The organism is Streptomyces sp. NPDC054842, from assembly GCF_053611025.1.
The window spans coordinates 138,034-158,813 of record NZ_JBSGZN010000008.1 but is presented as its reverse complement, the minus strand read 5'-3'; the positions used below and the strand labels follow the sequence as shown (position 1 = coordinate 158,813).

Here is a 20,780-nt window from a genome sequence, read left to right as displayed (position 1 = left end):
TCGCTCGCTCGGCGGTGCTCCGGGGCTCAGGCCTCGAACACCTCACGCACCAGCTGCTCCTGCTCGGCCTGGTGGCGCTTGGCCGAACCCACCGCCGGGGAGGACGAGTGCGGACGCGAGATGCGCCGCAGCCGCTCGCCGTGCGGGACGTCCGCGCCGACCGCCAGGTCCAGGTGGTCGATCAGGTTGAGGGCGATGAAGGGCCACGCGCCCTGGTTCGCCGGCTCCTCCTGGGCCCACAGGTACTTCTCGGCGTTCGGGTACTTGGCGATCTCCGCCTGGAGCTCGGCACCCGGCAGCGGGTACAGGCGCTCGATGCGGATGATGGCCGTGTCCGTGACGCCCCGCTTGGTGCGCTCGGCCTCCAGGTCGTAGTAGACCTTGCCGGCGCAGAACACCACCTTGCGGACCGCGGCCGGGTCGGCGGACGCGTCGCCGATGACCGGGCGGAACTGGCCCGTCGTGAACTCCTCCGCCTTCGACGCCGCCGCCTTCAGGCGCAGCATCGACTTCGGGGTGAAGACCACCAGCGGCTTGTGGTGCGGGTTGTGCACCTGCCACCGCAGGAGGTGGAAGTAGTTCGACGGCAGGGTCGGCATCGCGACCGTCATGTTGTTCTGCGCGCACAGCTGGAGGAAGCGCTCCGGGCGGGCGGACGAGTGGTCCGGGCCCTGGCCCTCGTAGCCGTGCGGCAGCAGCAGCGTGACGCCGGACGTCTGGCCCCACTTCTGCTCCGCCGAGGAGATGAACTCGTCCACGACCGTCTGGGCGCCGTTGACGAAGTCGCCGAACTGGGCCTCCCACATGACCAGGGACTCCGGCCTCGCGAGCGAGTAGCCGTACTCGAAGCCCATCGCCGCGTACTCGCTGAGCAGCGAGTCGTAGACGTTGTAGCGGGCCTGGTCCTCGGACAGGTACAGCAGCGGCGTGTAGTCCTCGCCGGTCTCCCGGTCGATGAGGACCGCGTGGCGCTGGCCGAACGTGCCGCGGCGGGAGTCCTGGCCCGAGAGGCGCACCGGGGTGCCCTCCAGGAGCAGGGAGCCGATCGCGAGCGTCTCGCCCATGCCCCAGTCGATCGTGCCGTCCTCGACCATCGACGCGCGGCGCTGCAGCTGGGGCAGCAGGCGCGGGTGGACGGTGACCCGGTCGGGGATGTTGACCTGGGACTCGGCGATGCGCTTGACGACCTCCGCGGAGACCGCGGTGTTCACGGCGACCGGGAACTGGGCCTGCGGGTCGGAGACGGGTGCCTCACCCGGCTGCGAGGTGGCCTCGCGGACCTCCGTGAAGACCTTCTCCAGCTGGCCCTGGTAGTCCTGCAGCGCCTGCTCGGCCTCTTCCAGCGTGATGTCGCCGCGACCGATGAGGGACTCGGTGTAGAGCTTGCGCACCGAGCGCTTCTTGTCGATCAGGTCGTACATCAGCGGCTGGGTGAACGCCGGGTTGTCCGACTCGTTGTGACCGCGGCGGCGGTAGCAGATGAGGTCGATGACGACGTCCTTGTTGAACGCCTGGCGGAACTCGAAGGCCAGGCGAGCGACGCGGACGACGGCCTCGGGGTCGTCGCCGTTCACATGGAAGATCGGCGCCTCGATCATGCGGGCCACGTCGGTGGCGTACATCGAGGAGCGCGACGACTCCGGGGCGGCGGTGAAGCCGACCTGGTTGTTGATGACGACGTGCACCGTGCCGCCGGTGCGGTAGCCGCGCAGCTGGGACATGTTGAGCGTCTCGGCCACGACGCCCTGGCCGGCGAAGGCCGCGTCACCGTGCAGGGCGACCGGCAGGACCGTGAAGTCCGTGCCGCCCTTGTTGATGATGTCCTGCTTGGCGCGGGCGATGCCCTCCAGGATCGGGTCGACCGCCTCCAGGTGCGAGGGGTTCGCCGCCAGCGAGACCTTGATCTGCTCGCCGTCGAGGCCGGTGAAGGTGCCCTCGGCGCCCAGGTGGTACTTCACGTCGCCGGAGCCGTGCATCGACTTCGGGTCGAGGTTGCCCTCGAACTCGCGGAAGATCTGCGCGTACGACTTGCCGACGATGTTGGCGAGGACGTTCAGCCGGCCGCGGTGGGCCATGCCGATGACGACCTCGTCCAGGCGCGACTCGGCGGCCGAGTCGAGCACGGCGTCGAGCAGCGGGATGACGGACTCGCCGCCCTCCAGGGAGAAGCGCTTCTGGCCGACGTACTTCGTCTGCAGGAAGGTCTCGAACGCCTCCGCCGCGTTCAGCCGGCGCAGGATGCGCAGCTGCTCCTCGCGCTCCGGCTTGGTGTGCGAGCGCTCGATGCGGTCCTGGATCCACTTGCGCTGCTTGGGGTCCTGGATGTGCATGAACTCGACGCCGGTGGTGCGGCAGTACGAGTCGCGCAGGACGCCGAGGATGTCGCGCAGCTTCATCAGGGACTTGCCCGCGAAGCCGCCGACGGCGAACTCGCGCTCCAGGTCCCAGAGGGTGAGCCCGTGCTCGGTGATGTCCAGGTCGGGGTGCTTGCGCTGGCGGTACTCCAGCGGGTCGGTGTCGGCCATGACGTGGCCGCGGACCCGGTAGGAGTGGATCAGCTCGAAGACGCGCGCCGCCTTGGTGACGTCGTCGTCGTGCGAGGCGTCGATGTCCTTGAGCCAGCGGACCGGCTCGTAGGGGATGCGCAGCGCCTCGAAGATCTCGTCGAAGAAGCCGTTCTCGCCGAGCAGCAGGTTCGCGACGATCCGCAGGAACTCGCCGGACGCGGCGCCCTGGATGACCCGGTGGTCGTAGGTCGACGTGAGCGTCATGACCTTCGAGATGCCGAGCTTGTTCAGGGTGTCCTGGGAGGTGCCCTGGAACTCTGCGGGGTAGTCCATCGAGCCGACGCCCATGATGACCGACTGTCCGGGCATCAGGCGCGGGACGGAGTGGACGGTGCCGAGGCCGCCGGGGTTGGTCAGCGAGACGGTGACCCCGGTGAAGTCGTCCATCGTCAGCTTGCCGTCACGGGCCCGGCGGACGATGTCCTCGTAGGCCTGCCAGAACTCGAAGAAGTTCAGCGTCTCGGCCTTCTTGATGCCCGCGACGACCAGCTGGCGGTCGCCGTTGGGCTTCACCAGGTCGATGGCGAGGCCGAAGTTGACGTGCGGCGGCTTGACGAGGGTGGGCTTCCCGTCCTTTTCCGCGTAGTGCCAGTTCATCGACGGCATGGCCTTGATGGCCTGCACCATCGCGTACCCGATGAGGTGGGTGAAGGAGATCTTCCCGCCCCGGGCGCGCTTCAGGTGGTTGTTGATGACGATGCGGTTGTCGAAGAGCAGCTTCACCGGCACGGCGCGCACGGACGTGGCCGTGGGCAGTTCCAGCGAGGCGTTCATGTTCTTCGCGACGGCACCGGCGGGACCGCGCAGGGTCACGTACTCGGGGCCCTCGGGGGCCTCGCCCGCGGGCTCGGCGGCCTTCGGCTTCGCGGCGGCCGGAGCGGCCTTCGCGGGAGCGGGCGCGGCGGCCGCGGGCTTCGGCGCCGCCGGAGCGGCGGCCGGGGCCGCCGGGGCGGCGGCCGGAGCCTGCGCCGGGGCGGCCTGGGCCGGAGCGGCGGGCGCAGCGGGCGCGGTCTTCACCGGAGCGGCCGGAGCCGGGGTGCTGGTGCCTGCGGCCCCCGTGGCCGCAGTACCCGCCGCAGCCGTGGCGGTCGCGCCGCCCGGCTTGTAATCGGCGAAGAAGTCCCACCAGGCTCGGTCCACCGAGTTCGGGTCCTGGAGGTACTGCTGATAGATCTCGTCGACGAGCCACTCATTGGGACCGAAGGCCGCGGCCGGGTTCTTCCCGGCTTGGTCGTCGGTCGAGATGCTCGAGTTACTGGGGGACTGTGGCGACACGGCGGCAACCGCCCTCTTCCGCTTCACAAGGTGATGGACAGCGGGAATAAAGGCTACGCCTCCCTGGCCGAGAAGGTCAGGCCGGGCTGGTCATCGTCGTGTAAGTCACATCAGATTGCGTGTTTCGGGGCTGGAAATGGCGGGAAACAAGCGTGGTTCCGCTTCGGAGCGGGCACGCCTGCCCGGCCGCGCCGCCCCGGGGGCGCGGGCCCCTGCCTGCTCACACGTGTCCGTCAGGACGGACAGAGGTGGATCTTGAGGCTCCGCTTCGAACCCTACGTCAACTCGGCATCGAAGGCAGGCCCGGAAGGGTGACCTGGATCCGGCAACCGCGTTGGCTTTCGGCCACTCCGATCCGGCCCCCGTGCAGATCGACCGCCCAGCGGGCGATGGCGAGCCCGAGGCCCGTGCCGCCGTCGCTGCCGGGACCGTGCGGCGAGGGCACGCCACCGCGGTTGAACCGCTCGAAGACGCGGTGCCACTCGGATTTCGGGATGCCCGGGCCCTCGTCGAGGACCTCCAGGTCCAGCGACTCCGGGTAGGCGCCCCGGCGGGCCTTCACCGTCACCCGGCCGTGCGGCGGGCTGTGCTTGACGGCGTTGTCGATGAGGTTGGCGACGACCTGGTGGATCCGCTCCGGGTCCGCGTGCGCCGTCAGCTCCGGCGGGGACACGTCGAGGTGCAGGTGGACGTCCGTGCGCGTGTGGCTGCCGGAGCCCGAGGCGATCCCCGCGCGCGCGGAGGCGACCATGTTGGCCTCCTTGAGCACGCCCGACAGGTAGGGCCAGACCTCGAAGCGCCGCTTCTTCAGCGGGACCACGCCGTTGTCGAGGCGGGAGAGGTCGAGGAGGGTCTCCACCAGGCGGCCGAGGCGCTCCGTCTGCTTGAGCGCCGTGCGCATCGTCTCGGGGTCGGCGGCCGAGACGCCGTCCACCACGTTCTCCAGGACCGCGCGCAGGCCGGCGATGGGGGTGCGCAGCTCGTGCGAGACGTTCGCCACGAGTTCCTTGCGCTGGCGGTCCTGGGCCTCCAGCTCGTCCGCCATGAGGTTGATCGTCTGGGCCAGGTCGCCCAGCTCGTCGCGGCGGCCGTCGCTCACCCGGCGGGTGTAGTCGCCGTGCGAGATGGACCGGGCGACCGTGTTCATCTCGTCCAGCGGGGCGGTGAGCGAGTGCGCCACGAACTGCGTGATCAGGAGGGTGGCGATCATCGAGAAGACGGTGATGAAGCGCAGCTCGGTCTCGGTGCGCACCGCGATCATCAGCAGACCGGTGGTGATGAAGACGGAGACCACGACCAGCGTGCCGAGTTTCGTCTTGATGGAGAAGGGGCGCACGCCTCCCCAGGGGCCCGCACCCTTGCGTCCCCCGGACCCGGTCATCACATCCGCCCCCTCAGAGGTCCCGAACAGCGGCCCGGCTCAGGGAGTCGGGGTCTCCAGCGCGTAGCCCACACCGTGGACCGTACGGATCCGCTCGGCGCCGATCTTCCGGCGCAGGGCCTTGATGTGGCTGTCGACGGTGCGCGTCCCGGAGGCGTCCGCCCAGTCCCAGACCTCGGCGAGCAGCTGCTCGCGGGAGAGCACCGCGCGCGGGGTGTTCGCCAGGCAGACCAGCAGGTCGAACTCGGTGGGCGTCAGGTGCACGTCCTCCGAGCGGACCCGGACCCGGCGCTGCGCGTGGTCGATCTCCAGCTCGCCGAGCCGCAGGATGCCGCTGCGGGGCGTGGACGCGGCCACCACGGCACGCTCCACGCGGCGCAGCAGGACGTGCACGCGGGCGGCCAGTTCCCGCATCGAGAACGGCTTCGTCATGTAGTCGTCGGCGCCGACGCCGAGCCCGACCAGCATGTCCGTCTCGTCGTCGCGGGCCGTGAGCATCAGCACCGGCACCGGACGCTGGGCCTGTACGCGGCGGCAGACCTCCAGGCCGTCGAAGCCGGGCAGCATGATGTCGAGGATCAGCAGGTCGGGCTGCCAGGCCTCGGCGGTGTCGACGGCGGCCGGGCCGTCACCGGCGGTCTGGACGAGAAATCCCTCGGCTCGCAGGCGGGCCGCGATGGCGTCGACGATCGTCGGGTCGTCCTCGACCACCAGCACCCGGCGCTGTGCGCCGGGCGTCGCCGCCGTGCCGTTGTGGGAGGTGTGTGTCTGCTCCATCGCCCGCCCCTGAGTGTGCTTTCCGGAATCCGTGGGGTGATCCCATGACTGCGCTTGACGCTTGAATGATCGGCGTCAGGGAAGCAGAGTACGGGCAGTCACCACGGCTCGGCTATCCAGGCCTTACCGCGAGATGCACCACGTCGGGAACGCCCCGGGCAACGGGGATCTCTTCGGTACGCACCTGTTGGAATCCGGCATTCCGCAAGGTTCCTTCAAATTCCGGAGAGGGCTGCGCGGACCACACCGCGAGCACCCCGCCGGGGCTCAACACCCTTGCGCAGCTTGCCAGTCCGGCCTGCGAGTACAGGCTGTCGTTGCCCTCGGTGACCGTCCAGCCGGGTCCGTTGTCGATGTCCAGGCACAGCGCGTCGTACGTGTCGGATGTCTCATTGACGTACGCGACGAGATCGGCCTCGACGACGGCGGTCCGCGGGTCGGCGAGGGCGTCCGCGGACAGCGCGGACAGCGGTCCCGAGCGGTGCCAGCCGATGATGGCCGGTTCCCGCTCCACGACCGTGATGCGGCCCCAGCGGGGATCGGCGGCGGCGTGTGTGAGCGAGAAGCCGACGCCGAGTCCGCCGATCAGCACGCCGGGCCGCGCCCGCCCGTCCAGGGCGCCGTACGCGGCGTCGACCAGCAGCCGCTCCGAGCGGCCGTCGGAGGTGTCCATCAGGAAGCAGCCGTTGGCGATGATCTGCAGCAGCCCTCCGTGGCGCCGCAGCGCGACCTCGCCGTACGGGCCCTCCCGGCGGTCGATGACCACAGGGGTGTCGTACGTGGCAGTCATGGCGCCCATCCTGGCATCGCCGGCGCCGCGGCCCCGGCGATTTTCACCCGGTGAACCGGGCGCTCGTCAGCGGCGCGTCCACCCGCCACCCCAGGGACTCGTACAGCGCCCGTCCGTCCGGTGTGCCGGCCAGGACTCCCGTGCCGGCGCCCGCGGCGACGGCCAGGCCGGTGAGCGCGCGCATCACCAGCCGGCCCAGGCCCCTGCGGCGGTGCGCGGGGGCCGTCTCGATCCGGTCGAAGACCGCGGTGGCGCCGGTCGGCGCGACGTGTCCGTGCGCGGCCCAGGAGCCGTCCGCCGACAGGACGAGGGCGTGCCCGACGCCGCCGCGCGACCAGGTCCGCAGGCGGTAGCCGTCCGGCGGCGAGTGGGCGCCGTCCGACGGCGCCGCTTCCGCCGCCGGGCCGGTGGCCGTCAGCGGGGCGGTCATGAGGATTCCCGGCCCCGCGTCCGCCGCCGGGCAGGCTGCCGTCGGTGGGGCGGTCATGAGGTTTCCCGGCCCCGCGTCCGCCGGGCCGGTGGCCGTCAGCGGGGCGGTCATGAGGAAACCCGGCACCGGGTCCACCCACCAGCCGTCGCCGAGCCAGGGCCCCACGGCCGCCGGCTCCGCGAAGACCTTGAGCCACACGCCGGTCCCCGTCACCGCGTCCGCGACCTCGCGCACGGCGGCCTCCCGGACGGCGTCCCCGGTCGCCGCCAGGACGTGCCGGGTCACGTGGTCCGGCAGTCCCACGTCGATCGTGAACCCCCAGGGACCGACCACGGGCGGAGCCGCCCCGCGCGAGACGACCCACCCGTCCACCCATGCCCGCACGATCCCGGTCACCGCATCCCCCGTAATGGTCATTCAGCCTTGTGGACTATTACGTGAGGACGGTACCCGGGCCGCCGTCCAGGGCGACAGCGGTGATCGCTGAGAGCGAACGCGGCCGGGGGAACAATCGGCGGCTCATGTGCATTGAGTCGGCATAGCTCAACTTGACTGCCGAAGGGGAGATCATGGCTGCTGAGTCCACGGCGTTCACACCGCTCGCCCTGCCCGTGCTGCCGCTCGACGACGAGGTCGTGCTGCCCGGGATGGTGGTTCCGCTGGACCTCAACGACACCGACGTCCGCGCCGCCGTGGAGGCCGCCCAGGCCGCCGCGCGGTCCGAACCCGGCAAGCCGAAGGTGCTGCTCGTCCCGCGCATCGACGGGTCGTACCCGGGCACGGGTGTGCTCGGCACCGTCGAGCAGGTCGGCCGCCTGGCCGACGGTGACCCGGGCGCGCTGATCCGCGGCCGTGCCCGCGTGAAGATCGGCGCGGGGACCACCGGCCCCGGCGCCGCCCTCTGGGTCGAGGGCACGAGGATCGACGAGACCGTGCCCGACCCGCTGCCCGGCCAGGTCACGGACCTGGTCAAGGAGTACAAGGCCCTCGCCACCAGCTGGCTGCGCAAGCGCGGCGCCTGGCAGGTCGTGGACCGCGTCCAGGCCATCGACGACGTCTCCGCCCTCGCCGACAACTCCGGCTACTCGCCCTTCCTGTCCACGGAACAGAAGGTGGCGCTGCTGGAGACGACCGACCCGGTCGCCCGGCTGAAGCTCGCGACCGAGCAGCTCCGCGAGCACCTCGCCGAGCAGGACGTCGCCGAGTCCATCGCCAAGGACGTCCAGGAAGGCGTCGACAAGCAGCAGCGCGAGTTCCTGCTGCGCCGGCAGCTCGAAGCCGTACGCAAGGAACTGCGCGAGCTGAACGGCGACGCCCAGGACGGCGAGGAGTCCGACGACTACCGGGCGCGCGTCGAGGCCGCCGATCTCCCCGAGAACGTCCGCGAGGCCGCTTTCAAGGAGGTCGAGAAGCTGGAGCGCGCCAGCGACCAGTCGCCCGAGGGCTCCTGGATCCGCACCTGGCTCGACACGGTGCTCGAACTGCCGTGGAACGAGCGCACCGACGACAGCGCCTCCGCGTACGACATCCAGGGCGCCCAGCGCGTGCTGGACGCCGAGCACGCGGGACTCCAGGACGTGAAGGAGCGCATCACCGAGTACCTGGCGGTGCGCAAGCGGCGCAGCGACCGGGGCCTCGGCGTGGTCGGCGGGCGGCGCGGCGGTGCCGTGCTGGCGCTCGTCGGACCGCCCGGAGTCGGCAAGACCTCGCTCGGCGAGTCGGTCGCGCACGCCATGGGCCGCAAGTTCGTCCGGGTCGCCCTCGGCGGCGTGCGGGACGAGGCCGAGATCCGCGGCCACCGCCGTACGTACGTCGGCGCGCTGCCCGGCCGGATCGTCCGCGCCATCAAGGAGGCCGGGTCGATGAACCCGGTCGTGCTGCTCGACGAGATCGACAAGGTCGGCTCCGACTTCCGCGGCGACCCGGCCGCGGCCCTGCTCGAAGTGCTCGACCCGGCGCAGAACCACACCTTCCGCGACCACTACCTGGAGGTCGAGCTCGACCTCTCCGACGTGGTCTTCCTGGCCACGGCCAACGTGCTCGAAGCCATCCCGGAGGCGCTGCTCGACCGCATGGAGCTGGTCCGCCTGGACGGCTACACCGAGGACGAGAAGGTCGTCATCGCCCGCGACCACCTGCTCCCGCGCCAGCTGGAGCGGGCCGGTCTTGAGAAGGACGAGGTCACGCTCGACGAGAGCGCGCTGCGCAAGCTCGCCGGCGAGTACACCCGCGAGGCCGGCGTCCGGAACCTGGAGCGGTCGGTGGCCCGGCTGCTGCGCAAGGTGGCGGCCCAGCACGAACTGGGCGAGCGGGAGCTGCCGTTCACGGTCACCGACGCCGACCTGCGCGCGCTGATCGGACGGCCGCACCACGTGCCCGAGTCCGCGCAGGACCCGGCGGAGCGGCGGACGGCGGTGCCCGGTGTCGCCACCGGACTCGCGGTCACCGGCGCCGGCGGTGACGTCCTCTACGTGGAGGCGTCGCTGGCCGACCCGGAGACGGGCGCGGCGGGGCTGACCCTGACCGGCCAGCTCGGTGACGTGATGAAGGAGTCCGCGCAGATCGCGCTCAGCTTCCTGCGCTCGCGCGGGGCCGAGCTGGAGCTGCCGGTCGGCGACCTGAAGGACCGGGGTGTGCACATCCACTTCCCGGCGGGCGCCGTGCCCAAGGACGGACCGAGCGCGGGCGTCACCATGACGACGGCCCTGGCGTCGCTGCTCAGCGGCCGCCTGGTCCGCACGGACGTGGCGATGACCGGCGAGGTGTCCCTGACCGGCCGGGTGCTGCCCATCGGCGGCGTCAAGCAGAAGCTGCTGGCCGCCCACCGGGCCGGGGTGACCACCGTGATCATCCCGAAGCGCAACGAGGCCGACCTGGACGACGTCCCGGCCGAGGTCCTGGAGAAGCTCGACGTCCACGCCGTCACGGACGTCCGCCAGGTCCTGGAACTGGCTCTCGCCCCGGCGACCAGCACCGCGGGGGCGGAGGTACCGGTGGCGGCGTGACGGACGCCGCCGGTCGAGGAAGGCCCGGGCCCCGAGGGGTCCGGGCCTTTCCGTGCCGCGGTGCGGGGACCCGCCGCCCGGGCGGGCGCGCCCGTACGGCGGCGTCAGCCGTTGGCGAGGGCGACCACGCGGTCGAGGGCGCCGTTGAACTTGTCGTGGTCGCCGACCGTCGGGCCAGAGGACGTGTACTGCCACATCGTGTAGAAGCCCCAGCCGGCCGGCAGCGTGCCCGGGTCGGCGGCGTAGCGGGCGATCCACAGCGGGCTGGCCGCGGCGAATCCGCCGTAGTTGCCGGTGCACTGGGTCCACCAGGTGGTGGCCGTGTAGATGACGGCGTCGCGGCCGGTGCGCGCCTTGTACTGGTTCAGGAAGTCCCGGATCCAGGTGACCATCCCGCTCTGCGTCTTGCCGTAGCAGGCCGCGCCGTACGGGTTCCACTCGATGTCGAGGGCGCCCGGCAGCGTCCGGCCGTCACGCGACCAGCCGCCTCCGTGGTCCACGAAGTAGTTCGCCTGGGTGGCGCCGCCCGTGGTGTCGGGGGTCGCGAAGTGGTACGACCCGCGCACCATGCCGACGTTGTAGGAGCCGTTGTACTGCTGGGCGAAGTAGGGGCTCGTGTAGTACGTCCCCTCCGTCGCCTTCACGTAGGCCCACCTGACCCCGCTGTTCCACAGGGTCGACCAGGCGACGTTGCCCTGGTGGCTGCTGACGTCGACGCCCTCCGTCTGCGTGGCGTCACCGGTGGACGGCGTCCCGTCCCGGCCGTCGTGCGCGAGGACGCCCATGCCCATGTGGGCGGAGCCCCGGGCGGGTGTGCCGGCGGCCTGGGCCAGGGACGCCGGAAGGGTCAGCAGGAGGGAGAGGGCGGCGAGCAGGATCCCCGCCGTGGGCAGGCGCCGGGGGGAGCGCGACGGGCGGGTGGTCTCGCGTCTGAGCACGGGCATGGCGTGCCTCCGAGGGGTTCGGTGGTGCGCGGTGACGCTCGGTGGGGGGAAAGCGGGGGAGAACCGGGGCAGCCGCACGCGCTGGAGGGGAGAGCCGGCCGTCGTGACCGGTCAATGGCGTGGGCATGCCAGTGGTTGCCTGCTGAAGAAGCTACGCACGTAGAAGTACGGGTGGGAAGGGGGTCCGGAGGCTGCCGTTGGTCTACTCCTGCGAAATACTGACGGAGCTGCGGCAACGGCCACTTTTGGCGGAAACTTTCAGGATCGGGAAACCGGGTCAGGGGTGCTGACGTGCACGAGCACGGGAACGAGGACGGGCCCCGCGTCGGGTCCACGGCGTCGGGAACAGGTGTGGACCAGGAATTCCCCGCGCTGGAAAGGGAGTTGACCGTCTTCCTGCGGCGCGCCCGCGCCTCCTCCGGGGAGATGGCCCGGGAGGTCCACCCCGATCTGGAGTCCTCCGCGTACGGGCTCCTCGTCCGGCTGGAGGAGTGCGGCCGGCAGCGGGCCACCGAACTCGCCGCGTACATCGGCGTCGGCAAGGCCACCATGTCGCGCCAGCTGCGCGCCCTGGAGGAGATCGGCCTGGTGGCCCGCGAGCCCGACCCGGCGGACGGCCGCGCCTGGCTCGTCCACCTCACCGAGGAGGGCCGGGTGCGCTTCCGGGCGGTCCGCGAGGCGCGCCGGGCCCGGTACGTACGCCAGCTCGCGGGCTGGGACCCGCGTGAGGTCGCCGAACTGGCCCGGTTGCTGCATCAGTTGAACCAGCGCGTGGAAGGCGAGTAGCCGCCTCCGCAATCCCGGCCGGCCCTTTCGACGGCTCCTCGCCCGAGCACCGCGGGCCCGGCGGCCCTGGGGACCGACGGGCGGAGGGCCTCGCGGTTCTCTGCGCCCGACGGGCGGAGGGTCTTGCGGCTGGATGTGCCGGACCGGCGGGGGGTCTTGCGGCTCTCTGCGCCGGACGGCGGGTTCTGCGGCTCGACGCCGACCGGCCGAACGGCGGGTCTGTCGGGCCCGCTGACCGACCGGCGGCTTCCGCGGGTCGACGCAGCCCGTCCGACTGGCGAGTCGCTGCGGGCCCTACGCCCGTCCGGCGGGCCCCGGCTCAACGCGGCTCGGCTCCGCGCCCGTTGGGTTCCGGCGTCCCGCTCCGCCCGCCCGGCACCGCCTACAGCTCCACGTACGCCACCGTCGCGTCGTCGTGCGTCTTGCTGCGGCGCAGGTGCGTCCGCCGCACCGCGTCCGCCCTCTCCAGCGCCCGCGTCCGCTCGACCAGGGACTCGGCGCCCTCCTTGCGGACGAGGGTGAACAGGTCGGCCCAGTCGCCCTGGTGAAACCTCTCCGTCCAGCGGGCCGCGCCGTCGGTCAGGGCGGCCAGGGCGCGCACGTCCGCCCGGGGCACCGTGCCCGTCACCGCACGCCGGGCGACCGCGAAGTCCGCGGCCGCGGTGAAGAAGCCGCCCTCCTTGTTGCGCACCGTGGCGTCCGCGACGGCGTCCGTCGCCAGGGACGCCATCGGGATGCGCGACAGGCGGTCGTCCAGCACCGCGGTCACCTCTCCGGTCGGGGCCTGGAGCAGCAGCGCCGAGTCCGAGAGGACCAGGTGGTCGACCGTGTGAGCGGACCAGCGTGCGAGGACGACGGTTGCCTGGGGCGTGCGCGGGTGAGAAAGGTCACACGTGTCCGCGTGGGCCGCGGCCGTCCGGCGGATCGCCTCCGCCAGCACCTCCGACAGCGTCACATCCGGTTGCGAAACGGATAGTTCGGTCAGCGCCCCGCCCAGCCGCGCGGTGAACCAGGGGACCGAATGCCGGCACCCGGCGTCGCCCGCCGGGGGCGTCACCCCGTCCAGTACGACCAGGGCGCCGCCCTGTCCTGAGGCCGGAAGCCCGACCGCGACGAAGTCCTCATTGGGGCGGCCCGGGTCGCCCGGCCGCGTGACGAGTTCGGTGCGCATCCGGCCAGTCTGCACGAGCCCTTCACACGGGCGGCCCGAGGCCGCCTGCGCCCACCGGACGGCGCTCCTCCGCGGCCCCGGCGCCGGGTTTGGCACGTAATGATCGACTCCGGCGGAGCGCGGCGGCGAATACTGCCAAAGCCCGCCGCCGACGTCCAACCGGCCCGCCGCGCGAGGCCGCGGCACGCGCCAAGGGAACTTGCCCGCCAACTCCTCGCCGATGTTCACTCCTTCGGGTGGCGGCTCGGACGATGCGGGACCACTGCCCACCGGCACTGGGAGGGTCGGGAGCCGTACCGGGCGGCGGACGCCCCAGTTGACGGAACGTCACCCGGGCCCATGGGTACACGAGTCAGGAATGCGAGCACCGGTGCAGAAAATGCGGCCTCGGCGCACAGGCAAGCAGACGGCCTCCAAGGAGGGTGCGACCGGCGACGCCGCCGCCGACTCCGCGGGCAGGGGCCGTCCCGCCCACGTACGCAACCGGCTCATCGTCGCCGTGGCCGTCGTCGCGGCGGCCATCGCGGGAGCGGGCGCCCCGACCGTCCTCGCCGCCTCCGGCCGGCTGAGCGACTCCCAGGACCTGGTGACGCTCGCCCGGCAGACGCAGGAGGCGCTCACCCTCGCGCACTCGCTGGCCGACGAGCGGGACGAGGTCACCTCGTACATCGCCGCCGGACGCCCCAAGACCAAGGCGCCCTCCGAGCAGCGCAGCGCCCGGGTGGACCGGCAGGTCGAGGAGCTGCGCGCCGACACCGACGCCCCCGCCGGGCTGCGCGAGGACCTCGACACGGTCGCCACCGTGCGCCGGGCCGCGCTCACCGGCAAGAGCACCGCCCTCGAAGCCCACCAGGCGTACTCCGCGGCCATCACCGAACTGCACGGCCTGGTCGAGGAACTGGCGGAGCTGATGCCGCCCCGCGCGGGCTCCGGCGCGTACTCCCTCGCCGAACTCGACACCGCCGTCCAGCAGGCCGCCGCCGCCCGCGGACTGCTCCTCGCGGCACTCAGCGTCCCGCGCTCCGAGCGGACCTCCATCGACCCGGTGACCGGACTGCCGACCACCACCGAGAGCTCGTCGGACGCCGACACCAAGCAGCGGAACGCGCTCACCGCCGCCGCCCAGCAGGCCCGCCTGCGCTCCGACGCCGCCCTCGCCGACTTCCGCGAGACCGCGCCCAAGTCCGCGCGCGCCTCGTACGACGCGACGGTCAACGGGCCGGACGTCACCGCGGCCGACAAGTACCTGGCCGGCCTCACCGACCAGCCGACGCTCTCCGACGGCGAACTCGGCACCGCCGTCAAGAAGCTCGACGCGTCGCTCTCCGCCCGCGTCGAGCTGATGCGCGGCGTCGAGGCCTCCCTCAACGACCGCCGCACCAAGGACCTCGCGAAGCTGCGCGACGACGACGTCACCGGACTCGAACTGCGGGTCGCCCTCCTCGGCGCGCTGCTCCTGGTCGCCGTCGGCGTCGCCACCGCGATGGCCCGCACCCTGACCCGCCCGCTGGCCGTCCTGAGGATCGGCTCCGCCCGGGTCGCCGCCGACCCGGCCGGCGAGGAACCGGTCAAGTTCACCGGCCGCAACGACGAGTTCGCCCAAGTCGTCCGGTCCGTCAACGCGCTGCGCGCGCACGCCGCCGCGCTGCACGAACGGCAGGCCACCCTGGAGGCCGACCGCAAGCACCTCATCGGGCAGCGCCAGACGATGGCCGACGAACGCGACCGGCTGCGCACCGAACTCGCCGCGGCCACCGCCCACCTGGAGCAGGTGCGGCACAGCATCCACGGCACCTTCGTCAACCTGGCGCTGCGCACCCTCGGCCTCGTGGAGCGGCAGCTCGCCGTCATCGAGAACCTTGAAGAGCGCGAGCAGGACCCCGAGCGCCTGTCCACCCTCTTCAAGCTCGACCACTTCGCCACCGTGATGCGGCGGCACAGCGAGAACCTGCTGGTCCTCGCCGGCGCCGAGCACATCCAGCAGCACGCGGGCCCGGTCCCGCTGGTCGACGTCGTACGGGCCGCCGTCAGCGAGATCGAGCGGTACGAGCGGGTCCGGATCGCCGCGCTGCCGCCGCACGCCCACCTGGCGGGCTTCGCCGCCGACGACATCAGCCACCTGCTCGCCGAACTGCTGGAGAACGCCACCTCCTTCTCGCCGCCCGACATGGCCGTCGAGGTCTCCGGGTGGCTCCTGGAGAGCGGCGAGGTGATGCTCTCCGTGCAGGACGAGGGCATCGGCATGACCACGGAGCGGATGAGCCAGCTCAACGCGCGGCTCGCCGACTTCGACCCGGACGACGCCTACGACGAGGAGAGCGGCGAGGGACTCGGGCTCGGCCTGTACGTGGTCGCCCGCCTCGCGCACCGCCACGGCCTCCGCGTGCAGCTGCGCGAGCAGAAGCAGGGCGGGGTCGCCGCCGTCGTCGTCCTGCCCCGCGCCCTGCTGGCCGCCGCACCCGCCACCGTCGCCGCGCCCGCGTCCGCACCGGTCCCCGGAGGCGCCCCCGCGCTCTCCCTGCCGGGAGTCGACGCCGAGGCCAACTCCAACGTGCTGCGCGGCCGGTCGGTGCCCTCGCCGTCCGCGACGACCGCCCCCGACGGTCCGGCCGGGACCCCCGCGTCCGGCGACCCGCTCATAGCCGCGGCCGAGGAAGCGGTACGCAACCAGGCCGCGCCCGGCGAGACCGCGCCCGAGACCGGAGCCGACGCCACCGCGGACGAGGACGCGCACGAGGACGCCCCCGTCCCTGAGGCCGAACGGCCCGCCGAGACGACCATGGAACTGCTCGCCCCGGAACCCCCGGCGGACGAGCCCCCCGCCTCCGCCCCCGCGGCGGAGCCCGAGACCACCACCGAGGCCGGCTCCGCACCCCCCACGGACGCCGTGCTCCCCGCCCGGACCACCGCCGACCCCTACGCCATCGGCCCCGACGCCCACGAGCGGGCCGAGGACGAACCGCAGCGGGTCACCGCCAAGGGCCTGCCCAAGCGCACGCCGAAGATCTCGGCACCCGCGGCGGCTCCCCGGCAGCGCACCGGAGGTGTCGACGCCGAGGCCCTGCGCCGCAGGCTCGGCGGTTTCCACCGCGGCGCGCAGGAAGGCCGCCGCGACGTCGAGGCGGAGATCGCCGAGGAGACGTCGCAGACCAGGGCGCCCGAGGCGGACGCCGTACCCGCGGCACAGGACGTACCAGCCACCGGGGGCACAGTCGAGGAGGCAAGCAGTTGACCGCGCCCAGTACCTTCGGACTGAGCAGTGAGGCCCGCAACCTGCACTGGCTGCTGACGAACCTCGTCGAGGAGGTGCCGGGGCTGCTGTCGGTCGCGGTCGTCTCCTCCGACGGCCTGCTGCTGCTCTCCTCCGACCCCGGGAGGAACGCGGAGGCACGGACGGCGGCCGAGCAGACGGCCTCCGGGCCCAAGGGGTCCGCCGCCGACCTCGCCACCATCGTCTCCGGCATCGGCAGCCTGACCATCGGCGCCGCCAAGCTGATGGACGGCGGCGGGGTGAAGCAGACGATGGTCGCCATGGACGAGGGCAGCCTCTTCGTCATGTCGATCAGCGACGGCTCGCTGCTCGGCGTGCACGGCTCCCCGGACTGCGACATGAGCGTCGTGGCGTACCACATGGCGCTCTTCGTCGGCCGCGCGGGACACGTCCTGACCCCCGAACTCCGCAGCGAACTCCGCAGATCGCTGGAGACCGAGTCGGTGGGGAGCGCCCGATGAGCACTTCCAAACTCCCCGTCCGCGGCGGCGACCGCAAACCCGCCCGGGTGCGCCCCTACTCGCTCACCGGCGGCCGTACCCGCTTCGGGCACGTGCTGCTCGTCGAGACGTTCGTGGCGGCCCTGGAGGCACCCGAGGAGCGCCGGGAACTGACCAACGGCTCGCTCGCCAACCGGGTGATGCCCGAGATGCGGGCCATCGTCGAACTCTGCCGCCGGATGCGTACGGTGGCCGAGATCGCCGCGCTGCTGAAGATGCCGCTCGGCGTGGTCCGCGTGCTGCTGAGCGACCTGGCGGACCAGGGAAAGATCCGTGTGTACGGAACCGGTCACGGCCCGGGACAGCCGGACCGCGCACTGCTGGAAAGGGTGCTGAGTGGACTCCGCCGTCTCTGACGCCACCACAGGTGTCTCCGCGGACGTCGAGCACGACGTCTTCCGCCTCGCCGAGCCCGAGGAGGAGCTGCGGGCCTGGCAGACCGACCGGACGCGCGCCCCGATCGCCACGAAGATCGTGGTGGCGGGCGGCTTCGGCGCCGGCAAGACCACCCTGGTCACCGCGGTCTCCGAGATCACGCCCCTCCAGACGGAGGCGCTGATGACGGAGGCCAGCGAGGACACCGACGACCTCAGCGCGACGCCGGAGAAGCTGACCACCACCGTCGCCATGGACTTCGGGCGGATCACGCTCGACGACGACCTGGTGCTCTACCTCTTCGGCACGCCCGGACAGCAGCGCTTCTGGTTCATGTGGGACGACCTGGTGCGCGGGGCGATCGGCGCGGTGGTCCTCGCCGACACCCGCCGCCTGACGGACTGCTTCCCCGCGCTCGACTACTTCGAGAGCTGCGGACTGCCGTACGTCGTCGCGGTCAACCACTTCGACGGCAGCGAGCGCTTCGATCCGGAGGACGTGCGCGAGGCCCTCACGGTGTCCCCGCACATACCCGTCATGATCATGGACGCCCGGCGCCGGATCTCGGTCGTGGAGACCCTGCTGGCCCTGGTCGGCCACGCTCTCGACGTCACACCCGAATAAGTAGTACGCATCTGCACAGTTAAGGACCCGCATGCGGAAGATACTCGTCGTCGGAGCCGGTCAGTCCGGACTCCAGCTCGCCCTCGGCCTCCAGTCGCACGGGTACGAGGTCACCCTGATGTCCAACCGGACGGCGGACGAGATCCGGTCCGGCCGGGTCATGTCGACCCAGTGCATGTTCGACACGGCGCTCCAGCACGAGCGCGACCTCCAGCTGAACTTCTGGGAGTCCCAGGCCCCGAAGATCGAGGGACTCGGCGTCTCGGTCGCCGCGCCCGGCTCGCACGACCCCGGTCCCACCCAGCGGGCGATCGACTGGGTGGGCAAGCTCGACGGCCACGCCCAGTCCGTCGACCAGCGCGTGAAGATGGCCGGCTGGATGGAGACCTTCGCGCAGCGCGGCGGCCAGCTCGTCATACACGGCGCCGCGGTCTCCGACCTCGACTACTTCTCCCGCACCTACGACCTCGTGCTGGTCTCCGCCGGCAAGGGCGAGCTGGTCTCCATGTTCGGCCGCGACGCGGCGCGTTCGCCCTACACCGAGCCGCAGCGCGCGCTCGCCGTCGCCTACGTCCACGGACTGGGCCCGCGCCCCGAGCACCCCGACTACGACGCGGTCCGCTGCAACCTGGTCCCCGGCGTCGGCGAGCTCTTCGTCATGCCGACCTTCACCACCTCGGGTCGCGCCGACATCCTCTTCTGGGAGGGCATACCCGGCGGCCCGCTCGACGTCTTCAACGGCGTCAAGGACCCGGCCGAACACCTCTCCCTGACCCTCGAACTCATGGAGAAGTTCACGCCCTGGGAGTACGCGCGGGCCACCAGGGTCGAGCTGACCGACGCGAACGGCACCCTCGCCGGCCGCTACGCCCCCACCGTCCGCAACCCCATCGGCCGGCTGCCCGGCGGCGGCCTGGTCCTCGGCGTCGCCGACGTGGTCGTCGCCAACGACCCGATCACCGGCCAGGGCTCCAACTCCGCGTCCAAGTGCGCCGCCGCGTACCTCGCCTCGATCGTGGAGCAGGGCGACAAGCCCTTCGACGAGACCTGGATGCAGGCCACCTTCGACCGCTACTGGGACACCGCCCGGCACGTCACCAAGTGGACCAACGCGATGCTCGGCGTCCCCCCGGAGCACGTCCTGAACCTGATCGGTGCCGCCGGCCAGCTCCAGCCGGTCGCGGACCGCTTCGCCAACGGCTTCAACGACCCGGCGGACTTCGAGAACTTCTTCTACGAGCCGGAGAAGACCGAGGCCTACCTCGCCTCGGTCACCGGCGCGGCGAAGGAGTAGCCCTCGTCGGACCCGTCCGTGGCGTCCCGGGGGAGCTTCGGCGGCGTGAACCGCCGCAGGGGCTCCCCGCCGGGGTCGGGCCGCACCGCGCCCAGCACCGGGTTCGCCGCGATCGGTGACACCTTGATCCTCGCGCCGGGCCGCGGCGCCTGCACCACCATGCCGTCGCCGAGGTAGAGGGCGACGTGAGTGGCCTCCGGGAAGTAGATCACCAGGTCCCCGGGGCGCAGCTCGCCCAGCGGGACGCGGTCCAGCTCGGCCCACTGCTCCTGGCTGGTCCGGGGGATGGGCCGCCCGGCGTGCTCCCAGGCCCGCGAGGTCAGCCCCGAGCAGTCGTACGACTCCGGGCCCTCGGCGCCCCACTCGTAGGGCTTCCCCAGCTGCCGCACCGCGTAGCGCAGCGCCCTGTCGCCCTCCCGCGACGGCGCGCGCAGGCTGCTGAGCGCACCCGACGCCATGAACGTCCGCTGCGCCCTGACCGCCCCCGACTTCTCCAGCTCGGCGAGCTGCGCCAGCTGGCCGGCGCTGAGCGTGGCGAGCAGCTCCTCGACCTCGGCCAGCTTTCCCCGGACCGTGTCGCGGTCCTTCTTCCGCCGCTCGGTGAGGGTGAGCTGGGCGTCCAGGGCCTTGCGCGCGGCCCGCGCCAGCCCGTCCGTGCGCTTCTCGTCACCGGTGAGCCGGTCCAGGGTCTCGGCCCGCTCCCGCGCCACCTGCCCGATCACGTGCCCCTCGTCGAGTGCGTGCCGCGGGTCACGGGCGAGCAGCAGGCGTACGTAGGGGGAGATCTCGCTGCTGTTCTGGTACTGCTGGCGGGCCAGCCGGCCGGCGGCGCCCCGGCTGTCGTGCAGGGAGAGCCGTGCCGCGGCCAGTTCCTTCTCCAGCCGCGCCGCCTCGGCCCGCTTCTCCCGCAGCTCCTCCTCGGTCGCGTTGTACGCCTCGGTGGCCTGCTCGGCCTGCCGGTACAGCTTCTGAAGATCCGTCAGCAGGGCGGTGAGGGAGCGGCCTTCTGGCGCCGGCGCGGCGGTGCCGGAGCCCGCGCCGGGGCCGGGAGCGGCCAGGGCGGGGGAGGGGGCGAGCAGCGCGCCGGCCGCCACCGCCGCCGTACAGACCAGGTGCAGCAACCTTCCTGACATGTCATCACCTCCACGAGGGGGCGGCGTCTCCGTCCCGCACCGTGAGGATCAGATGACCGCGCGCGGTCCGCGCGCGGAAGGTGGGCGGTTCGGCCCAACGGCGTCACTCGTCGGCGTCGTCCGGCTTGCCGCCCGGCGTGGCACCGTGCTCCGGGGCCCTACGGGTGCCGGTCGGTGCGCCGGCGTCCGGCCTGGACCAGGGCCACCTCGGTCCGCCGCCCGTCCGGCCCGTCGGGTCGTACGTGTACTTCCACCCCGGGTGCAGCCCGAACCGGCCGCCGTGCGCGCGCTGGACGCGGCGGTAGACGAGGACGGTCGGCGGACCGCCCGCGGCGTCCGGCACCGGGACCCGGTACACCTTGGGCGGGTGTCCGGTGATGCCGAGCAGGACGGGCAGGACACGGCCGTCCAGGGGGCCGCCCTCGAAGGGGGTGTCTTCGCTCTTCACGCCACCAGT

At 72.4% G+C, this 20,780-nt stretch carries 16 protein-coding genes; 7 read left to right on the top strand and 9 right to left on the bottom strand.

The window, feature by feature from the left end; genetic code table 11:
- Positions 1-26: 26 nt before the first annotated feature.
- The 5 genes from ACWGIS_RS09055 to ACWGIS_RS09035 all read right to left on the bottom strand — a co-directional run bounded on the left by ACWGIS_RS09055 (position 27) and on the right by ACWGIS_RS09035 (position 7,637).
- Positions 27-3,842: a multifunctional oxoglutarate decarboxylase/oxoglutarate dehydrogenase thiamine pyrophosphate-binding subunit/dihydrolipoyllysine-residue succinyltransferase subunit gene (locus tag ACWGIS_RS09055; protein WP_453361724.1), complete on the bottom strand. Its 3,816-nt coding sequence runs from the start codon at positions 3,840-3,842 to the stop codon at positions 27-29.
- A gap of 280 nt (positions 3,843-4,122) precedes the next feature.
- On the bottom strand, positions 4,123-5,223 hold the full coding sequence (locus ACWGIS_RS09050) for a HAMP domain-containing sensor histidine kinase (RefSeq protein ID WP_355785386.1): 1,101 nt from the start codon (positions 5,221-5,223) through the stop codon (positions 4,123-4,125).
- Positions 5,224-5,262: 39 nt separating this feature from the next.
- The gene (locus ACWGIS_RS09045; RefSeq protein ID WP_054236710.1) at positions 5,263-6,000 is read right to left on the bottom strand and encodes a response regulator transcription factor; all 738 of its coding nucleotides are present in this window, start codon (positions 5,998-6,000) and stop codon (positions 5,263-5,265) included.
- Positions 6,001-6,112: 112 nt separating this feature from the next.
- Positions 6,113-6,790 carry a spermidine synthase gene (locus ACWGIS_RS09040; RefSeq protein WP_453361723.1) on the bottom strand — a complete coding sequence of 226 codons (678 nt, stop codon included), beginning with the start codon at positions 6,788-6,790 and terminating at the stop codon, positions 6,113-6,115.
- A gap of 43 nt (positions 6,791-6,833) precedes the next feature.
- Positions 6,834-7,637: a GNAT family N-acetyltransferase gene (locus tag ACWGIS_RS09035; RefSeq protein WP_453361722.1), complete on the bottom strand. Its 804-nt coding sequence runs from the start codon at positions 7,635-7,637 to the stop codon at positions 6,834-6,836.
- Positions 7,638-7,789: 152 nt separating this feature from the next.
- Between ACWGIS_RS09035 and lon the strand changes: the two genes are divergently transcribed.
- Positions 7,790-10,225, top strand: coding sequence for an endopeptidase La (gene lon / locus ACWGIS_RS09030; RefSeq protein ID WP_453361721.1), 2,436 nt, complete (start codon positions 7,790-7,792; stop codon positions 10,223-10,225).
- A gap of 104 nt (positions 10,226-10,329) precedes the next feature.
- On the opposite strand, the gene ACWGIS_RS09025 is transcribed toward lon, so the two are convergent.
- Complete coding sequence (locus ACWGIS_RS09025) at positions 10,330-11,169, bottom strand: lysozyme (protein WP_453361720.1); 840 nt, start codon at positions 11,167-11,169, stop codon at positions 10,330-10,332.
- A gap of 291 nt (positions 11,170-11,460) precedes the next feature.
- On the opposite strand from ACWGIS_RS09025, the gene ACWGIS_RS09020 reads away from it, so the two are divergent.
- Positions 11,461-11,955: a MarR family winged helix-turn-helix transcriptional regulator gene (locus ACWGIS_RS09020; protein ID WP_453361719.1), complete on the top strand. Its 495-nt coding sequence runs from the start codon at positions 11,461-11,463 to the stop codon at positions 11,953-11,955.
- 382 nt (positions 11,956-12,337) lie between these two features.
- On the opposite strand, the gene ACWGIS_RS09015 is transcribed toward ACWGIS_RS09020, so the two are convergent.
- Positions 12,338-13,126, bottom strand: a complete 789-nt coding sequence (locus ACWGIS_RS09015) for a protein phosphatase 2C domain-containing protein (RefSeq protein ID WP_453361718.1) — start codon at positions 13,124-13,126, stop codon at positions 12,338-12,340.
- A 370-nt stretch (positions 13,127-13,496) separates the two neighbouring features.
- On the opposite strand from ACWGIS_RS09015, the gene ACWGIS_RS09010 reads away from it, so the two are divergent.
- The 5 genes from ACWGIS_RS09010 to ACWGIS_RS08990 are packed head-to-tail and all read left to right on the top strand — an operon-like array spanning position 13,497 to position 19,190.
- Positions 13,497-16,358, top strand: coding sequence for a nitrate- and nitrite sensing domain-containing protein (locus ACWGIS_RS09010; protein WP_453361717.1), 2,862 nt, complete (start codon positions 13,497-13,499; stop codon positions 16,356-16,358).
- On the top strand, positions 16,355-16,858 hold the full coding sequence (locus ACWGIS_RS09005; protein WP_453361716.1) for a roadblock/LC7 domain-containing protein: 504 nt from the start codon (positions 16,355-16,357) through the stop codon (positions 16,856-16,858). The genes ACWGIS_RS09010 and ACWGIS_RS09005 overlap by 4 nt, the downstream gene beginning before the upstream one ends.
- On the top strand, positions 16,855-17,253 hold the full coding sequence (locus ACWGIS_RS09000; protein ID WP_453361715.1) for a DUF742 domain-containing protein: 399 nt from the start codon (positions 16,855-16,857) through the stop codon (positions 17,251-17,253). Before ACWGIS_RS09005 ends, ACWGIS_RS09000 begins: the two co-directional genes overlap by 4 nt.
- Positions 17,234-17,896 carry a GTP-binding protein gene (locus ACWGIS_RS08995; RefSeq protein WP_453361714.1) on the top strand — a complete coding sequence of 221 codons (663 nt, stop codon included), beginning with the start codon at positions 17,234-17,236 and terminating at the stop codon, positions 17,894-17,896. Before ACWGIS_RS09000 ends, ACWGIS_RS08995 begins: the two co-directional genes overlap by 20 nt.
- A 31-nt stretch (positions 17,897-17,927) precedes the next feature.
- A complete protein-coding gene (locus ACWGIS_RS08990; RefSeq protein WP_453361713.1) occupies positions 17,928-19,190 on the top strand; it encodes a styrene monooxygenase/indole monooxygenase family protein in 1,263 nt (420 codons plus the stop codon).
- Here ACWGIS_RS08990 and ACWGIS_RS08985 read toward each other — a convergent pair.
- Positions 19,154-20,323: an NlpC/P60 family protein gene (locus ACWGIS_RS08985; RefSeq protein ID WP_453361712.1), complete on the bottom strand. Its 1,170-nt coding sequence runs from the start codon at positions 20,321-20,323 to the stop codon at positions 19,154-19,156. The genes ACWGIS_RS08990 and ACWGIS_RS08985 overlap by 37 nt on opposite strands.
- A 103-nt stretch (positions 20,324-20,426) precedes the next feature.
- Positions 20,427-20,771, bottom strand: a complete 345-nt coding sequence (locus tag ACWGIS_RS08980; protein WP_453361711.1) for a hypothetical protein — start codon at positions 20,769-20,771, stop codon at positions 20,427-20,429.
- Positions 20,772-20,780 lie beyond the last annotated feature (9 nt).